Origin of the sequence: Stenotrophomonas mori (assembly GCF_023556335.1) — a bacterium.
In the GTDB taxonomy this organism is placed as follows: Bacteria; Pseudomonadota; Gammaproteobacteria; order Xanthomonadales; family Xanthomonadaceae; genus Stenotrophomonas; species Stenotrophomonas mori.
Window position 1 is genome coordinate 280,351 of the sequence record NZ_JAIKTS010000004.1, and the last position, 16,109, is coordinate 296,459.

Below are 16,109 nucleotides of genomic sequence, written 5' to 3' on the forward strand. Positions count from 1 at the left end.
GCTCAGAAGTCCATCTTCAGCGTGGCGAAGTAGTAGCGGCCGATCGCGTCGGTGTAGGCGGCGCCGTTGTTGGCGTTCACCGTGTCCGCGGTGAGGTGCGGGGTGGTGCCGTAGGAGCGCATGACCGGGTGGCCGATCCGGCTGTTGGTGAGGTTCTTGATGCCCAGCGACACCGAGTACTTCAGCCCGGGGTGCCAGCCGATGTTCAGGTCGTGCTGCCAGTACGCCGGGACGTTGGGCTGCTCGCGCGTCTCGTTCGACGCATCGTTGACGTTGAACCGGCTGCCGCTGACGTAGTGCGTGTTGAGGCCGACGCTGAAATCGCCGATGTCGTACCTGTTGAGCAGGCTGGCGCGGAACTTCGGGTACTGGATCTGTCCGGCGTAGTCGGTGCCCTTGCTGCCCTTCTGCGCGATGATCCGCCGCTCCAGGGTCCGGGTTCCGTTCATGCCGACGTGGTAGCGGCCCGGGCCGAGATCGAAACGGTAGTTGGCGCTGAAGTCGACGCCGCGGGTCTTGCGCCCGGCCAGGTTGGCGTACTGCGCCTGGACATAGTCGACCTCGCCGACGACATGGTTGCCCGAGGTCTCGGTGAAACGGTGGACGAACTGGCAGTAGCCCATGTCCGGCCCGCCCGAAGCACCGACGCAGTTGTTCATGATCGTGCCGTAGGCCAGCGAGGTGATCACGTTGTCGATGTCGATCTGCCAGTAGTCGGCGGTGACCTCCAGCCCGCGCAGGAAGCCCGGCTGCCACACCAGGCCGTACGAGAACGAATCCGAGGTCTCCGGCGAGAGCTCGTGGTTGCCGCCGCTGAACACCCGCGGTGCGTTCTCGTTCGGGTTCGGCAGCGGTCCGGTCCAGCCCGGCACGATCGCGGCACAGTTCGCCGCACGCTCCGGGTGCTGGGTGATCAGGCGGTCCTGGCAGGGATCGCCGATATGTCCCAGGGTGACCATGCTCACCGGGGAATACAGCTCGCCGAAGTTCGGCACGCGAGTGCTGAACGACTTGACGCCGCGCAGGCTCAGGCCTTCGAACGGCGACCAGATGATCCCGTACTTCCAGGTGTTGGTGGACGGGTTGTCGCTGTAGTCCGAGTAGCGGTACGCCCCCTCGATGTCCAGCTTGTGGGCACCCGGTAGGTCGGCGAGCAGCGGCACCACCAGCTCGGCATAGGCTTCGGACACCTTGCGGCTGGCATCCATCGACGGGTGCACGGCCAGGTCCATGCCCGGCGACCAGATGATGTTGGCCAGCTTGGCGGCATCCGGGTCGTCACGGGTGGTCAGCTTCTCCGAGCGCCACTCCACGCCGGCGGCCACGCGGATGTCGCCGGCCGGCACCGAGAACAGGCTGCCGTTGATGCCGAAGCCGGCATTGAGCAGGGTGTTGCGGGTGTCCTCATGGCGCTCGTACGGCATCACGTAGTCGACCCACGCCTGGCTCGGCGGCGCGGTGGTGTACAGGTTGGTGGGCACGCAGCCGGCGGCACGCGCGCCGGCATCGGCGCAGATCGGCTTGCCGGCGGCATCGACGGTGACGTCGCGGGCGTACAGCCATTCCTTGCGGCCGACCATGTTGCTGGTGCGGATGTCGTCCTCCACCTGGCCGTAGCGGAAGAAGCCCTGCCAGTCCAGGCGGTCGCTCAGGCGGCCACTGAGCTCGCTGCCGAAGCTGATCGCCGTGCGGCTGTGCATCTCGCGCGACATCGGCAGGTTGGAGTAATGCCGGTTCAGGGGAAGCTCGCTCAGGCCCTTCTCCACCATGAACGCACGCAGCGCCTCGGGCAGGAACGGATCGTCCAGGCGGGCGATGCCGCCCGGGTTCCCGCCGGCGGCGCCGCCGACGTTGGGTCCCCACCAGTTCACCGGGCGCGCGTCGTCGCGGTGTCCGGGCCACTGCGAGTGGCCGCTGACATAGGTATGGGCAAGACCGACGTTGGTGTTCCAGACCAGTTCCGGCGTCAGCTGGAACTCCAGGTTGGCGTACACCGAGCTCTTCTCCGACTTGTCGCGCAGCAGCATGTAGTCGTAGATGCCGAAGGCGGTATCCGGGCCGCCGTCCTGGACGCCGGTGTCGCCGTTGGAGATGACCGTATAGCTGTCCTTGGGAATGTTCACCACCTGGCCGTCGATCAGCTGGTACCAGTCGCCGTTGTTGCTGCCGCAACGGCTGGCGCCGTCGTAGATGCAGAACGTGGGATGGTTGGAGCGGTAGAACTGGTGGTAGTCGATGATGATGTTGTCGGGGATGCCGTCGGCCGGCCCGGTGTTGCGCGGGTTGGGCTGGTAGCTCCACAGCTTGTCGTAGCGGTCGAGCAGCGGGATCTCGTCGGTCTTGATGTAGTTGCCGCCGATCACGACATGCGCGGCGCCGTCCAGGAAGTCGAACCCGGTGGCCGCCGAGACGTGGGTCTGCTGGGCATCGCCCTTGTCGGAGATGCCGCTGGTCACGGACACGGTGCTGCCGTCCATGCGCTTCTTCATCACCACGTTGACCGCGCCGGTCACCGCATCGGCCCCGTAGATCGCCGCGGCGCCGCCGGTCACCGTCTCGATGCGGTCCACCAGCACCGAGGGAATGGTGTTGAGGTCGACCGCCGCGGTGCGCGCGCCGCCGGACACCCAGCGGTGGCCGTCCACCAGCACCAGCGAGCGGTTGGTTCCCATGCTGCGCAGGTCGACGTTGGCGACCCCCTTGTCGTACTCCTGGCCCATCGAATTCATTTCGCCGATGCCCGGTCCGACCGCCGGGTTCATCATCAGCGCGTCATACAGGTTGAAACGGCCGAAGTCCTTGGCCTGCTCGAACTCCATCACCGAGATCGGCATCACCGATTCCAGTTCGCTGCGCGCGATGCGGGTGCCGGTCACCACCAGCTTGTCGAGCGTGGTCGCTCCCTCCCTGCCGGCGTCCGCGGCCGGCGCCGACGCCACGGCTCCCTGCATCGGGACGCCATCCTCATCGGCAGCGGTGGCGGTGGCGGCCTGCACCGCGGGGTTCATCGCCATCGCCGCAGCGACAGCCAGTGCCAGGTGGGTCCGGGAAACGCGGGAAACGGTACGCATGGGTGAAACGACTCCCTCGAAGGTTGGGCAAAGAATGGCGCGCGCACTCGGGCGCGCTGCTTCACGACAGGTGTACGGACGCTCCCGGCCCTCCCGCCGGGAAGCGAACGAACGTCACCGGGACGCGGCCGGCATCGGCCGGCCATCTGCGGGCATGCAATCCCCGGAATGGAGGCCCGCCACGTTCCCGGTGGCGGTACTGCGTCGATGTGGCGCCCTCGCGCGCACACCCCCTGGAGCGGATGGCGCGGTGGCCCTGTCGGGGATGCCGGTGGGCGCCGTGCCTTCTGCGACGCAGCAATCTAGTGGCGCATTGTGTAACCGCGGTGACAGCGGCGGCATCCGTATCCGGGACACGGGCTGCCCGGCAACGGCGGGAAGGACCGGGCCGCCACCGGCGCGTACCGCGGCGCGGGATCACCCGATCCGGAAGTACCTTCAGGCCAGCCGCAGCGCACGCGGATAGGGCGGCGTATCGGGATGCTCGCCGCGCGCGAACGTGGCCTGCAGGTCGCGCCACCACTGCGGGTCGAACAGCTCGCCATGCGCCTCGCGCACCGCATCCATCAGCGACTGCGGCAGGCCCATGAACAACGGGAAGCGCTCGGGAAACACATCGTTGGGGGCGACATGGAACCAGGGTTCGGCGGCCATCGCCTCCTCGGCGCTGTGCGGCTGCGGCCACGCCCGGAAGTTGCAGTCGCCGACCCGGCACAGCTCATCGTAGTCGTAGAACACCGCGCGCCCATGCCGGGAGACGCCGAAGTTCTTGAGCAGCATGTCGCCGGGAAAGATGTCGTTGCGCGCCATGTCCACGATCGCCTGCGCATAGTCCAGCGCCGCCGAACGCGCGGCATCAGCGCCCTGTTCGCGCAGGTACAGGTTGAGCGGACGGAAGCGCCGCTGCACATAACACAGCGCGATCACCAGGTCGTCGCCCTCGACCCGTACGCTGCGCGCGCAGCTTTCCTGCAGCTCCGCCAGCAGGTCCGGGGCGAAACGCCGCAACGGAAAACGCAGGTGGCGGTAGGGCTGCGCATCGAGCAGGCGGCCGATCCGGTCCAGGTTGAACACCAGCGCATAGCGGTCCTCCACGTCCTGCCGGCTCACCGTCTTGGGCCAGGCGAAGCGGTCGCGGATCAGCTTGAACACCAGCGGATAGCTGGGCAGGGTGAACACCGACATCACCATCCCGGGCGTGCCCTCGGCCGCCACCAGGCGCTCGTCCCGGTTCTGCAGGAAGTGGCGGAAGAACGTGCGGTAGCGCTCGGTCTTGCCCTGCTTGGCGCGGCCCAGCACGGTGTAGATCTCGTCCACCGGCTTGCCCGGCAGCAGGCTGCGCAGGAACACCACCGCATCGGCGACGGTGGGCAGGTCGGCCTGGAAATAGCTGCGCGAGACACCGAACAGGTGGGCCACGTCGCGGCGCCGGCTGAGCACCGCTTCGGCACGCAGTCCCTGGCCGTCGTTGACCAGCGCGATCACGCAGGGCGAGAAGCGGTGCTCGCCGAACACGCGGCCGACCAGGTAGGCACGGCGTTCGCGGTAGAACACCGTCTCCAGCAGCTCGATGGCGCGCACCGGGTACGGCCCCCAATGCGCCAGGTCGTCCTGCAGGCGCACCGCGATGGCCGCCGCGCAGCGCAGGCGGTGGCGGTAGGGCACGTGGAACCTGGCGTCGGCGAGGGCGCGCTCGAACGCCTCCGCCGGGCGCGTTTCGGACACGCTGTAGACATGCCGCGCGACCGGGTGGGTGATGGCATCGGACGGTTCCAGGTCGATGGCCATGAACTCGATCGCATCGTCCACCCCGTGGGTGGCGAACAGGCGCCGGGTCAGGGTGTTGTAGAACGTCTTGTACAGTTCGCCGTCGATCAGCCCTTCGATCCGCCCGGCATAGGCGGCGCGTACCGCGCGCCATCCATCGCGGTCCGGCAGGCGTCCGCCGGCCACCGCCGGCAGGTCCGCCATGCACTGGGCGATGCACAGGTCGTACAGCGCGATGCGCTCGACCGCGTCGGCCTGCGCCGCGGCCCAGTCGCGCTGCTCGAAGCGCTGCCGCGCGCGCCGCGTGACCGCGGCGAAACGCGCGTGGTAGGCCTCGAACGCCTCATGGATCGCCGCGGCCAGCCGCTGCGCGGCCGCCGCCGGGCCGGTGGAGGGCATCGCCACTGGGCTCCTGGACGGGAGGCCCTACCTTACCGGCTCCGGCACGGTCCGCGCGAACTCAGATCGACAGCCCGCTTTCCACGTCCTGCACCTTGCGCCTGGCCAGCGCCAGGTTGGACTTGTTGCGGTCCAGGACCAGATAGAAGAACAGGCCCTTGCGCTTGGCGACCGGGCGCATGATGTGGTACGCGCGGCCCAGCGAGATCAGGATGTCCTCGATGGAGTCGTCCAGGTTCAGCGAGGCGGCCGTCTTCATCTTCGCGCGGATCACCTCGGTATTGCCGGCCGCGGCCACCTCCATGTCCACACCGGACCCGGCTTCGCCCAGCAGCATGCCGCTCTCGTAGTCGACCAGCGCCACCGCCTGCGCGCCGTCGATGCCCATCAACTCGCTCAACGATTCATTCAATCCAGCCATGTGCATCCCCATGTGGTTCGAGCCGGTGGTTCCTTGACGGTCTGGCTCACGGACCGCCGAGTTCGGCCAGCACCGCCTGGCCGCATTCGCGTGCGTTCCACAGCACCTGGCCGATGACGCTGCGCCGGTCGCAGGCGGCCATCAGCAGCAGCGGCGCCGGCCGTGCGGGCAGCGCCAGCATCAACACCTTGCCCTCGCCCGCCTCCAGCATCAGCGTCTGCAGGTCTCCCAGCGCCAGCTCGCGGCCCACGGCCACGGCGAGCGCGAGCATCGCGCTGGTCATGGCCGCCAGCCGCTCGCTGTTGCCCTGGGTGCCGGCCTGGACCAGCGCGAAGCCGTCGACGCTGGCCAGCACCACGCTGCGCACCCCTTCCACGCGCTCGGCGAACGCCTCCAGCGGCCGTGCAAGGCGCCTGCGCAGCGCCGCGTCGGGAAGCCCGTGTCCGCCGCCCTCAGCCATGGCTGGCCGCCAGTTCGTGGGTTTCCATCTCGCTCATCAGCATGTCCATCAACCAGAGCCCCTGTTCGCGTTCGCGCGCATCCAGCGGCAGCAGCGGCAACGGCGCCGCCTGGCGCTGCCAGGCATCCACCGGTGCGTGGTCGATCATGTCCAGCCGGGTGATGCCCACCACCGCCGCGACACCCGGTGCATGCCGGGCCACCACCCCCAGGTAGAACGCCAGTTCGTCGCCGGCCTGGGCGTGCGCGGCATCCAGCAGCACCACCACGCCGCGCGCGCCCTGCAGCAGGATCGGCCACAGGAAATCGAAACGCTGCTGCCCTGGCGTGCCGTACAGCCGCAGGCGGTCGCCGTTGGGCAGGTCGATGTCGGCATAGTCGAGGGCGACGGTGGTGGCCGGCTTGTCGGCCGCCGCGCGGTCGCTGTTGGCGACATCGGTGCTGACCACCGCACCGTCGGCGATGCTGCGCACCAGCGTGGACTTGCCGCTGCCCATGCTGCCAAGCACCACGATCTTGTGCTCACGCATGGACGCGCCCCGGCCGCTGGCGCATGCTGCGCCACATGCGCGCCAACAGGCCGCCGGTACCGGCGACCGACAGCGCGGAGGCTTTCCGTGACGGCGCCTCGATCACCGCGTATCCGCCCAGGTACGCAGCGTGGATGAATCCGCGCACCTGTGCCGGCGGCAGCGCCAGCAGCTGCATGCATTGCGCCGCGGTGCAGGGAAGCTTCAGCAGCAGCGAGCAGAGCCGGAAGCCGTCATGGTCGTGCCCGAGCACGCGGAAATCCGGCCAGCGCGACAGCCGGACCGCCGCGCCCGCGTCCAGTTGCCGGTCCAGGTCCGGCCAGCGCACGCTGCTGGCCTGGCCCCACTGCCACAACAACGGCCGCAGGGGATGCCGCGGCAGGCCCGCGTCCAGCCGCTGCCAGTCCGCCGACGTCGGCACCTGCAGCTGCAGCGCCTCGAAACTGTCGGCCAGCAGCTGCGGCAGGCCGGCCACCGCGCGCAGCGCGATGGCCTGCTCCTGTTCGATGTCCAGCAGCAGCACCGGTTCGCCGCCCAGGCACAGCGACAGCCGTCCGCCGCCGGAGGCCAGTGCGCTCCGCAGCTGCTCGATGATCGCCTGCATGCCCTCGGCGATGTCCCCGGTCGCGGCTTCCGCGGTCGCCCTCGGCGGCGCGGCATGCGCCGCGGCGGTGTCCCGGTTGCCGGCCTGCATGTCGCCCAGCGCACGGGCGATGGCGGCATCGTCCAGCGGCACCGGCGCATCCGACAGCCCGCCATGCAGGCGTCCGTGGCGGTCCTCCACCCAGCAGTGCAGCCACGGCCGCAGGGACAGCATGCGCAGGGCCGCATTGCGCAGCGCCGGGGTGTCCTTGATCACCAGCAGGTCGCAGGCATCCAGCGCGTTGCAGCTGCTGACCTGTACCCCGGCAGGCAGCGCGGCGACGCCGCGCAGACGTTGCAGCAGGGCCTGCTCTCCCTGCATGTCGGAACCCACGACCAGCACCCTAGCCATGCGCCTGTCCCCGTGTGTGATGGATACGCACTGCCCGACCTGAAGACCAAGGCTAGGCGAACGCCGCGACGAATGGGCGTGATGGGTTCCACAGATCAGGGCGATGCCGGTGCATACAGGAGCACGCGGCGCACGAACGGCGCCGTTCGCCTGCACAACGGCGGAAACGCGGAGGGCGGCGGAACGGAGCACCTGCTCCGGCCCGCCGCCCTCCGGCCCCTGGCGTTTACGCCAGCGGCGTACCGACGGTGGCGCTTACAGGGCCGCCAGTGCCGCGTTGAAGGTCGCGCTGGGACGCATCGCTTGGCCGGCCTTGTCCACCACCGGGCGGTAGTAGCCGCCGATGTCCACGGCCTTGCCCTGCACCGCCACCAGTTCCTCGACGATCTTCTGCTCGTTCTCGGCCAGCGCCCTGGCCAGCGGCGCGAACTTCGCCTTCAGCGCGGCATCCTCGTCCTGCGCGGCCAGCGCCTGCGCCCAGTACAGGGCGATGTAGAAATGGCTGCCACGGTTGTCGATGGTGCCGAGCTTGCGGCCCGGCGAGCGGTCGTTGTCGAGGAACGTGCCGTTGGCCGCGTCCAGCGCCTTGGCCAGTACCGCGGCGGCGGCATTGTCGTAACGCTGCGCCAGGTGTTCCAGCGAAGCGACCAGGGCGAGGAACTCGCCCAGCGAATCCCAGCGCAGGTAGTCCTCGGCGACGAACTGCTGCACGTGCTTGGGCGCGCTGCCGCCGGCGCCGGTCTCGAACAGGCCGCCACCGGCCATCAGCGGCACGATCGACAGCATCTTGGCGCTGGTGCCCAGCTCCAGGATCGGGAACAGGTCGGTCAGGTAGTCGCGCAGCACGTTGCCGGTCACCGAGATGGTGTCCTGGCCCTTGCGGATGCGCTCCAGCGAGAACCGGGTGGCCTCCACCGGCGCCAGGATGCGGATGTCCAGTCCGTCGGTGTCGTGGTCCTTGAGGTAGGCCTCGACCTTGGCGATCACCTGCGCGTCATGGGCACGGGCGGCGTCCAGCCAGAACACCGCCGGGGTGCCGCTCAGGCGCGCGCGGGAGACCGCCAGCTTGACCCAGTCCTGGATCGGCGCGTCCTTGGCCTGGCACATGCGCCAGATGTCGCCGGCCTCGACCGGGTGCTCGAACACCACGTTGCCGGCATCGTCGCTCACGCGCACCGTGCCGTCGGCGGGGATCTGGAAGGTCTTGTCGTGGCTGCCGTATTCCTCGGCCTTCTGCGCCATCAGGCCCACGTTCGGCACCGAGCCCATGGTCGCCGGGTCGAAGGCGCCATGCGCCTTGCAGTCCTCGATCACCGCCTGGTAGACGCCGGCATAGCACCGGTCCGGGATCAGCGCCTTGGTGTCCTGCAGCTTGCCCTCGGCATTCCACATGCGGCCGCTGTCGCGGATCATCGCCGGCATCGACGCATCGACGATCACGTCGCTGGGCACGTGCAGGTTGGTGATGCCCTTGTCCGAATTGACCATGGCCACGGCCGGGCGCCGCGCGTACTCGGCGGCGATGTCGGCCTCGATCGCCTTCTGCGTCGCCTCCGGCAGCGACGGCAGGCGCGCGTAGAGGTCGCCGATGCCGTTGTTGGCGTCGAAGCCGGCCTGCTTCAGCTCGGCGGCGTACTTGTCGAGCACGTCCTTGTAGAACTCCTCCACCACCACGCCGAACATGATCGGGTCGGAGACCTTCATCATGGTCGCCTTCAGGTGCAGCGAGAACAGCACGCCCTGGGCGCGGGCGTCGGCGATCTGCTCGGCGACGAACGCGGCCAGCGCGCGGCGCGACATCACCGCGGCGTCCACGATCTCGCCGGCCTTGACCGCGGTCTTCTCCTTGAGCACCACGGTACGGCCGTCGCCCTGCAGCAGCTCGATCTTCAGGCTGCCATCCTTTGCCAGCGTGGCCGACTTCTCGCTGCCGTAGAAATCGCCGGCCTGCATGTGCGCCACGTGCGACTTCGAGTCGCCGCTCCACGCGCCCATGCGGTGCGGGTGCTTGCGTGCGTAGTTCTTCACCGACAACGGCGCGCGGCGATCGGAGTTGCCTTCGCGCAGCACCGGGTTGACCGCGCTGCCCTTGACCTTGTCGTAGCGCGCCTTGATGTCGCGGGCGACGTCGTCGCTCGGTGCGTCCGGATAGTTCGGCAGTGCGTAGCCCTGCTCCTGCAGCTCCTTGATCGCCGCCTTGAGCTGCGGCACCGAGGCGCTGATGTTGGGCAGCTTGATGATGTTGGCTTCCGGACGGGTCGCCAGCTCGCCCAGCTCCGCCAGGTGGTCGCCGACCTTCTGGTCGTCCTGCAGGTAGTCCGGGAACTGCGACAGGATGCGCCCGGACAGCGAGATGTCGCGGGTCTCCACCGCGATGCCGGCGGTGGTCGCGTACGCATCGATGATCGGCAGCAGCGACTGGGTCGCCAGGAACGGGGCTTCGTCGGTGAGCGTGTAGATGATCTTCGGCGTATTCGACATGGGGGTATGGACTCTCTGGAGGACGGCGTCGGAAGAAAGCGGCCGTGGCCGGCGCCTGCCGGCGGTGGACCGGCCGGTACGCGCGGGCCGGCACGGCCTGCGTAGGGAAACCTCCGCATTGTCGCGTTTTCGCCGGCAGCCGGCAAAAACCGGCCATACCGGGACGTAGGGCACGGTGGCCGCGCTCCCGTGCGTAGTCACGTCGTGGCCACGCCCTCGCCGCCGGACGCCTCGGCCAGTGCCCGGGCCCGCGGACTCCGCACCCGGTGATCGCGCGCCAGCCAGGTGTAGACCGTGGGCAGCACGAACAGGGTGAACAGGGTACCGACCAGCATGCCGCAGACGATCACCACGCCGAGGCCGAACCGGCTGTTGGCGCCGGCGCCGCTGGCGAACAACAGCGGCAGCACCCCGAATGCCATCGCGCCCGTGGTCATCAACACCGGGCGCAGACGGATCTGCGCCGCGCGCACGATCGCGCCAGCCGGGTCCAGGCCTTCTTCGCCCTGCAGCGCATTGGCGAACTCCACCATCAGGATGCCGTGCTTGCTGATCAGCCCGATCAGCGTCACCAGTCCGATCTGGGTGTAGAGATTGAGCGTCGCCCATCCCAGCGCCAGCGGCAGCAGCGCGCCGCACAGCGACAACGGCACCGTGATCAGGATGATAAGCGGATCGACCAGGCTCTCGTACTGCGCTGCCAGCACCAGGTAGATCACCACCAGCGCCACCAGGAACGCGAACATCAGCGCACTGCCCTCGTGCACGTACTGGCGTGCTTCGGATTGCCAGTCGTGGCTGAAGCCCGGCGGCAAGGCATCCGCCTCGCGCGCAAGGAAGTCGACCGCCTGCCCCAGCGACACGCCCGGCGCCGGGATCGCCTGCAGGGTGACAGCGTTCTGCTGGTCGAACTGGCTCAAGCGGTTGGGTTCCACGTCCATGCCCAGGCGCGCCACGGTCGACAGGGGCACCAGCGCTCCGGCAGCCGTGCGCACGTACTGGCGCGCCAGCGCTTGCGGACTCAGCCGCTGGTCGCCGATGCTCTGCGGAATCACGTCATAGGCGCGACCGAACAACGCGAACCGGTTGATGTAGTTTTCGCCGACCAGTATGCCCAGTGAATCACCGATGTCCTGCAGGGTGATGCCCAGGCTGCCGGCCTTGGCACGGTCGATGTCCACCCGCACCACCGGGCTGTCGTATTCCAGGTCGCTGTCCACCACAATGAACAGGCCGCTGTCGCGGGCACGCTGTTTCAGTCCCTCCATCGCTTCGTACAGCACCGCGTGGTCCTGTGCACTGCGCAGTACCAGTTGCACCGGCAGGCCACCGCTGCCGCCGGGCAGCGGCGCCACCTGGAAGGCGAAGATGTCACTGCCAGCGATGTCGCCCACCGCCGCCTGCAGTTCCGCGACAATCGCCGGTTCGCGCCGCTTGCGCTGACCCCAGTCGGACAGGTTGATGCCGCCGAAGCTGGCGGCCGGACCATCGGTACCATTGATGATCCAGGTGCCGGTGGTCTCGGGAATGGCGGCCATCTTCCGGTGCAGCTCATCGGCAAAGCGCTCGGCGTAGTCGAGGCTGGCATGTTCCGGCGACTTCACCGCCGTCAGTACTGCGGCCTGGTCTTCGGCCGGCGCCAGCTCGCGCTGCGGCAGGTGGTACAGCAACGGCAGGCTGCAGCACACCAGCACCGCGACGCCGCCACCGAGCCAGCGACGCCGCAGCGAGTAACGCAGCAGCCTCCCATAGCAGCGACCGAGCGCACCGAATGTCCGCTCGGCCAGACATGCCAGCCGCCCCGGGGCCGCGTCGGTGAGCAGCATGGAACTCATCACCGGCGACAGCGTGAGCGCCACCACCCCGGAAATGAGCACCGCGCCGGCCAGGGTCAGCGCGAACTCGCGGAACAGCGCACCGGTCAGCCCGTCCATCAGGCCGATCGGTGCATACACCGCCGCCAGGGTCAGGGTCATCGCCACCACCGGCCCGGCAATCTCGCGCGCGCCAACCAGCGCCGCGGCCACCGGCGTCCGTCCCTGTTCGATATGGCGGTGCACGTTCTCCACCACCACGATGGCATCATCGACCACCAGGCCGATGGCCAGCACCATCGCCAGCAGCGTCAGCAGATTGACACTGAAGCCGGCCGCCAGCATCAGCGCTGCCGCGCCCAGCATCGACAGCGGTATCGCCAGCACCGGAATCAGCACGCTGCGCAGGGATCCCAGGCACAACCAGATCACCAGCACCACGATCAGCACCGCTTCCAGCAGGGTCTTCACCACCTCGCCTATGGAGGCCTCGATGAAGCGCGCGCGTTCGTACACCAGATCGACCCTGACTCCGGGCGGCAGGGTCTTCTCGATCTCGGGCAGCAACGCGCGGACCCCGTCGACGATGACCAGCGGGTTGCCCTTGGGAGTCGGAAACAGCGACAGGTACACCGCCGGTTCGCCATCCATCTGCGCACTGGTCCGGGTCGCCACCGCGCCCAGCTCCACGGTCCCGACATCGCGCAGACGCACCAGGCCGTCCGCGCCACTGTGGATCACCAGGTCTAGGAATTCCTCGACCCCGCCCAGGTCCGAATTGACCCGCACGTTGGCGACCACGTACTGCCCGCGTACCTGGCCGGGCGCCGCCTGGTAGTTATTGCGGCGCACCGCCTCGGCGACATCGCCGGCGGTCAGGCCGCGCCCAGCCAGCCGCTCGGCATCCAGCCACAGGCGCATCGCCAGACCCTGGCCACCGTCCACCTTCACCTTGGCCACCCCATCGACACCCGCCAGCAGCGGTTCCACTACCCGTGCCAGGTAATCGGTCAGCTCGGGAATGGACAGCTCACCGGTGGAGAAACCGACATAGGCCACCGCGGTCGCGTCGCCCGCGGACAGTTCGACCACCGGGTCATAGGCACGCTCCGGCAGCCGGTAGCGCACCTGGTTGACCTTGGCCATGGCCTCGGTCAGCGCCTGGGTGGAGTCGCGGTTCAAGCGCATACGCAGCGTCACCAGGCTGCGCCCCTGCACCGACGAGGAGGACAGATAGTCGATACCCTCCACTGAAGAGAGCGCCTGTGCGATCGGCTGCGTCACGAAGCCCTGGATCGTCTCGGCGGACGCGCCCGGGTATTCGGTGGCCACGGTGATCGTGGAAGTCTCCAGGGCCGGATACTGGCGGACCGGCAGCTTGCCCAGCGCGAACAGGCCGAGCAGCGCGATCAGGCAGCCGGTCGCCAGCGCCAGCACCGGGCGGCGCACGAAGACATCGGTCACGCTCATGGCGCCGGTGCCGCCGCCGCGCCGGCATCCGTACCTTCGTGCAGCGCATCGAGCGCGACCGCCTCCACGGCCAGGCCATCGCTCAAGCGGAGCTGGCCTGACACCACCACCCGCTCGCCCTCCTCCAGGCCCGACAGGATCTCCACCCTGCCATCCCAGCGTTCGCCGGTCCGGACCGCGACCCGCTGCACGCGCAATCTCTGCGGTGACTGCTCGCGGGCGACGAACACCGTCTGCCCGTAAGCGGCATAGGTCACCGCGGTCTCCGGCACCGCCATCACCACCGCCGGTTCCGGTGGTGCCACCAGCACGTTGGCGAACATGCCGGCCCGCAGCGCACCGTCGGGGTTGTCGACCCGCGCCTGCACCTGCACCGTACGCGACGTGCCCACCAGCGGATCGACCGCATTCAACCGCGCCTCGAACGTGCGCTGCGGCCAGACATCCACCCGGATCCTCACCGGCAGGCCCGGATGCAGCCGCGGCAGCGCCTGCTCGTCCAGCGTGAAGTTCACCTGCAACGTGTCCGCATCCACCAGACTGGCGATGGCGTCGCCGGCCTCCAGATACTGCCCCGGATGCACCCGACGGATGCCGACCACGCCCGCGAACGGCGCACGGATCGCCTTTTGTGCGATCAACGCCTCGATCCGTCGCAACTCGCCATTGGCCATGTCGTAGTCGGCCTGTGCGGTATCGAGCTGCTGCCGCGCGACCAGCTGCCCACTCTGCAGCTGGCGCGTGCGTGCCAGCACGCTTCCGGCATTGCGCACCTGCGCCCGCAATCGTTGGCGTTCGGCCTGCTCGGGTGCATCGTTGAGCTGCACCAGCAGCTCGCCCTGGCGCACCCTCTGCCCCGACGCGAAGGCGATGCGTGTGACGCGGCCGGCCGTCTCCGACGACAGCACCACCTGGCGCACCGCCTCCAGTTCACCCACGCCGCGCACCGACCGCGGGGCGGGGCTGCGTTGCACCGTGGCCAATGCGACTTTGGTGAGCGGCCAGCCACCGCCCCCGGATTCGCTTCCGTCGCATCCGGACAGCGCCATGACCGCCAACAGCGTCCACGGCCAAGTTCTCATGCGCATGCCCGACTCCTCTCAAGTGCGTGCAGTGCGACGGCGCGCGCGGCTGGCGATCGCCGCGGCGATCAGCCCACCGACCACACTGAGGTGCTCCAGCGCCCAGAACATCGCCAACTTGTCCTGCGGCGCGGGCAGCGCCCAGAAGCGGTGCACCAGCGCGATGGTGAGCAGCAGGAACACCGCCAATGCACCGGCACCCAGCCAAAGCGCGCGATCCAGCAGCAGCAGCAGAGCACCGCCCAGCAGCACCAGCACGGTGAGGCCGTTGAACAACCAGTCCGGCGCAAGCCCGGCGGCGCGCATTTCCGCCATGCCACCCTGGAAATCCACGAGCTTGGCCAGCCCGGATGACAGAAAGACCACCGCAAGAAGAATTCGCGCGGCCAGCCAAAGCCAGCGGCTGTCCAGCGCAGTATCGACAACATGGCGCACGTGCGTTCACTCCTGAACGGCCGGACGCTGGAAGCCGCGCCGGCCGGATAGCAAAGGGATGGGGTTGCCAAGACTGGCGTGCGGCACTATAAAACCTCAACCAATGTTGAGGTCAAGCCATGCCGGAGCCACCGTCCATCGATTTTTCGCGCCTGCTGACGGTCGGCGAGGTCGCACGGCGTTCCGGAGTCGCGGTTTCGACGATCCACTTCTACGAGGCCAAGGGGCTGATCTCCAGCACCCGCAACGAGGGCAACCAGCGGCGCTTCTCCTCGGTGGTGCTGCGCTATATCGCGGTGATCAAGGTCGCCCAGCGCACCGGCATCCCGCTGGAGGAGATCAAGCAGGCGTTGAGCCATTTCCCGGTGGGCAGCAAGCTCACCGCCGCGCAATGGCGTACGCTGTCTGCGGGCTGGCGTACGTCCCTGGACGAACGCATCCAGATACTCACGCGGCTGCGCGACGAGCTGGACAGCTGCATCGGCTGCGGCTGCCTGTCGCTGAACCAATGCCCATTGCGCAACCCGCAGGATGCCCTGGGCGCCGACGGCCCCGGCCCGCGGATCCTGGAGCGGGCATGATGATGGCCGCCCGCACGCTGCCGACGACCGGTAAAAAAAGGGCGCAGCCTTGCGACTGCGCCCATGGGTTGCCTCCGCCGGGAGAGAGGGACGGCGGAGCTCCCCGGTGCCGCTACTTCACTTCGAACTCCTGCGCGCTGCCGGCCGGCTGCCCGTCCACCGCCACCTCGGCGCGGTACTTGCCCGCCGGCCAGCCGGTGGCCTTCTCGAACGTGACATTGGTGGTCTCACCCCCCCGGGTGCTGAGTGCCGCGCTCTGCTCGCCGGCCAGCTGGCCATCCTGGTAGGTGAGCCTGGCGGTCAGCTGCGCATTGGCGGCGGCGCCTTCGGTGCGGACCGACACGATGATCTTGTCCTTGGCCCCGAGCACCGCCATCGGCGTCACCGACTTGTCGGCCGCCGCGGCGTTGCCGACCGTGATCGAGGCGACACTCAATGCCGGCGCGGACGGTGCCGGCGGGGCGGGCTCGGTCATCGGCGCCGGGCTGGTCGCCATCGGCTCGGGTGCGGTTTCGTCCTTCTTCTTGCAACCCGCCACGGCCAGCGTGCCGGCCAGGGCGATCATCAGGACACTGCTCAGCGACGTCTTGTTCATGGAATGCTCC

At 68.8% G+C, this 16,109-nt stretch carries 12 protein-coding genes; 1 reads left to right on the top strand and 11 read right to left on the bottom strand.

Annotation, left to right across the window (positions count from 1 at the left end; all coding sequences use genetic code 11):
• Nucleotides 1-2: 2 nt before the first annotated feature.
• The 10 genes from K5L01_RS12595 to K5L01_RS12640 all read right to left on the bottom strand — a co-directional run bounded on the left by K5L01_RS12595 (nt 3) and on the right by K5L01_RS12640 (nt 14,923).
• Nucleotides 3-3,071: a TonB-dependent receptor domain-containing protein gene (locus K5L01_RS12595; RefSeq protein WP_250064848.1), complete on the bottom strand. Its 3,069-nt coding sequence runs from the start codon at nt 3,069-3,071 to the stop codon at nt 3-5.
• 438 nt (nt 3,072-3,509) lie between these two features.
• Complete coding sequence (gene aceK / locus K5L01_RS12600) at nt 3,510-5,237, bottom strand: bifunctional isocitrate dehydrogenase kinase/phosphatase (protein WP_250064849.1); 1,728 nt, start codon at nt 5,235-5,237, stop codon at nt 3,510-3,512.
• Nucleotides 5,238-5,298: 61 nt separating this feature from the next.
• Nucleotides 5,299-5,658 carry a hypothetical protein gene (locus K5L01_RS12605; protein WP_250064850.1) on the bottom strand — a complete coding sequence of 120 codons (360 nt, stop codon included), beginning with the start codon at nt 5,656-5,658 and terminating at the stop codon, nt 5,299-5,301.
• A 46-nt stretch (nt 5,659-5,704) separates the two neighbouring features.
• Nucleotides 5,705-6,118 (bottom strand): roadblock/LC7 domain-containing protein, encoded by a 414-nt coding sequence (locus tag K5L01_RS12610; protein ID WP_250064851.1) that lies wholly within the window; start codon nt 6,116-6,118, stop codon nt 5,705-5,707.
• Nucleotides 6,111-6,647 carry a GTP-binding protein gene (locus K5L01_RS12615; RefSeq protein ID WP_250064853.1) on the bottom strand — a complete coding sequence of 179 codons (537 nt, stop codon included), beginning with the start codon at nt 6,645-6,647 and terminating at the stop codon, nt 6,111-6,113. Before K5L01_RS12615 ends, K5L01_RS12610 begins: the two co-directional genes overlap by 8 nt.
• Nucleotides 6,640-7,641 (bottom strand): hypothetical protein, encoded by a 1,002-nt coding sequence (locus K5L01_RS12620; RefSeq protein ID WP_250064855.1) that lies wholly within the window; start codon nt 7,639-7,641, stop codon nt 6,640-6,642. Before K5L01_RS12620 ends, K5L01_RS12615 begins: the two co-directional genes overlap by 8 nt.
• 255 nt (nt 7,642-7,896) lie before the next feature.
• Nucleotides 7,897-10,122 carry an NADP-dependent isocitrate dehydrogenase gene (locus K5L01_RS12625; protein ID WP_250064857.1) on the bottom strand — a complete coding sequence of 742 codons (2,226 nt, stop codon included), beginning with the start codon at nt 10,120-10,122 and terminating at the stop codon, nt 7,897-7,899.
• Between the two features lie 197 nt (nt 10,123-10,319).
• Nucleotides 10,320-13,406 (bottom strand): MexW/MexI family multidrug efflux RND transporter permease subunit, encoded by a 3,087-nt coding sequence (locus K5L01_RS12630; RefSeq protein ID WP_250064859.1) that lies wholly within the window; start codon nt 13,404-13,406, stop codon nt 10,320-10,322.
• Nucleotides 13,403-14,494 carry an efflux RND transporter periplasmic adaptor subunit gene (locus tag K5L01_RS12635; RefSeq protein WP_250064861.1) on the bottom strand — a complete coding sequence of 364 codons (1,092 nt, stop codon included), beginning with the start codon at nt 14,492-14,494 and terminating at the stop codon, nt 13,403-13,405. The genes K5L01_RS12630 and K5L01_RS12635 overlap by 4 nt, the downstream gene beginning before the upstream one ends.
• 12 nt (nt 14,495-14,506) lie before the next feature.
• Nucleotides 14,507-14,923: a DoxX family membrane protein gene (locus K5L01_RS12640; RefSeq protein WP_250064863.1), complete on the bottom strand. Its 417-nt coding sequence runs from the start codon at nt 14,921-14,923 to the stop codon at nt 14,507-14,509.
• A gap of 119 nt (nt 14,924-15,042) precedes the next feature.
• Here K5L01_RS12640 and soxR point away from each other — a divergent pair, with 119 nt between their 5' ends.
• Entirely contained in the window at nt 15,043-15,504 is a 462-nt protein-coding gene (gene soxR, locus K5L01_RS12645; protein WP_250064866.1) for a redox-sensitive transcriptional activator SoxR, read from the top strand.
• A gap of 112 nt (nt 15,505-15,616) precedes the next feature.
• Here the strand turns inward: soxR and K5L01_RS12650 are convergent, their stop codons facing one another.
• Nucleotides 15,617-16,099, bottom strand: a complete 483-nt coding sequence (locus K5L01_RS12650) for a hypothetical protein (RefSeq protein WP_250064868.1) — start codon at nt 16,097-16,099, stop codon at nt 15,617-15,619.
• Nucleotides 16,100-16,109 lie beyond the last annotated feature (10 nt).

Excerpts from the sequence above, each read along its gene's own strand:
- soxR (WP_250064866.1), top strand. The coding sequence starts at position 15,043 with ATGCCGGAGCCACCGTCCATCGATTTTTCGCGCCTGCTGACGGTCGGC.
- K5L01_RS12595 (WP_250064848.1), bottom strand. The coding sequence starts at position 3,071 with ATGCGTACCGTTTCCCGCGTTTCCCGGACCCACCTGGCACTGGCTGTC.
- K5L01_RS12615 (WP_250064853.1), bottom strand. The coding sequence starts at position 6,647 with ATGCGTGAGCACAAGATCGTGGTGCTTGGCAGCATGGGCAGCGGCAAG.
- aceK (WP_250064849.1), bottom strand. The coding sequence starts at position 5,237 with ATGCCCTCCACCGGCCCGGCGGCGGCCGCGCAGCGGCTGGCCGCGGCG.
- K5L01_RS12635 (WP_250064861.1), bottom strand. The coding sequence starts at position 14,494 with ATGCGCATGAGAACTTGGCCGTGGACGCTGTTGGCGGTCATGGCGCTG.
- K5L01_RS12620 (WP_250064855.1), bottom strand. The coding sequence starts at position 7,641 with ATGGCTAGGGTGCTGGTCGTGGGTTCCGACATGCAGGGAGAGCAGGCC.
- K5L01_RS12650 (WP_250064868.1), bottom strand. The coding sequence starts at position 16,099 with ATGAACAAGACGTCGCTGAGCAGTGTCCTGATGATCGCCCTGGCCGGC.
- K5L01_RS12630 (WP_250064859.1), bottom strand. The coding sequence starts at position 13,406 with ATGAGCGTGACCGATGTCTTCGTGCGCCGCCCGGTGCTGGCGCTGGCG.
- K5L01_RS12610 (WP_250064851.1), bottom strand. The coding sequence starts at position 6,118 with ATGGCTGAGGGCGGCGGACACGGGCTTCCCGACGCGGCGCTGCGCAGG.
- K5L01_RS12625 (WP_250064857.1), bottom strand. The coding sequence starts at position 10,122 with ATGTCGAATACGCCGAAGATCATCTACACGCTCACCGACGAAGCCCCG.
- K5L01_RS12605 (WP_250064850.1), bottom strand. The coding sequence starts at position 5,658 with ATGGCTGGATTGAATGAATCGTTGAGCGAGTTGATGGGCATCGACGGC.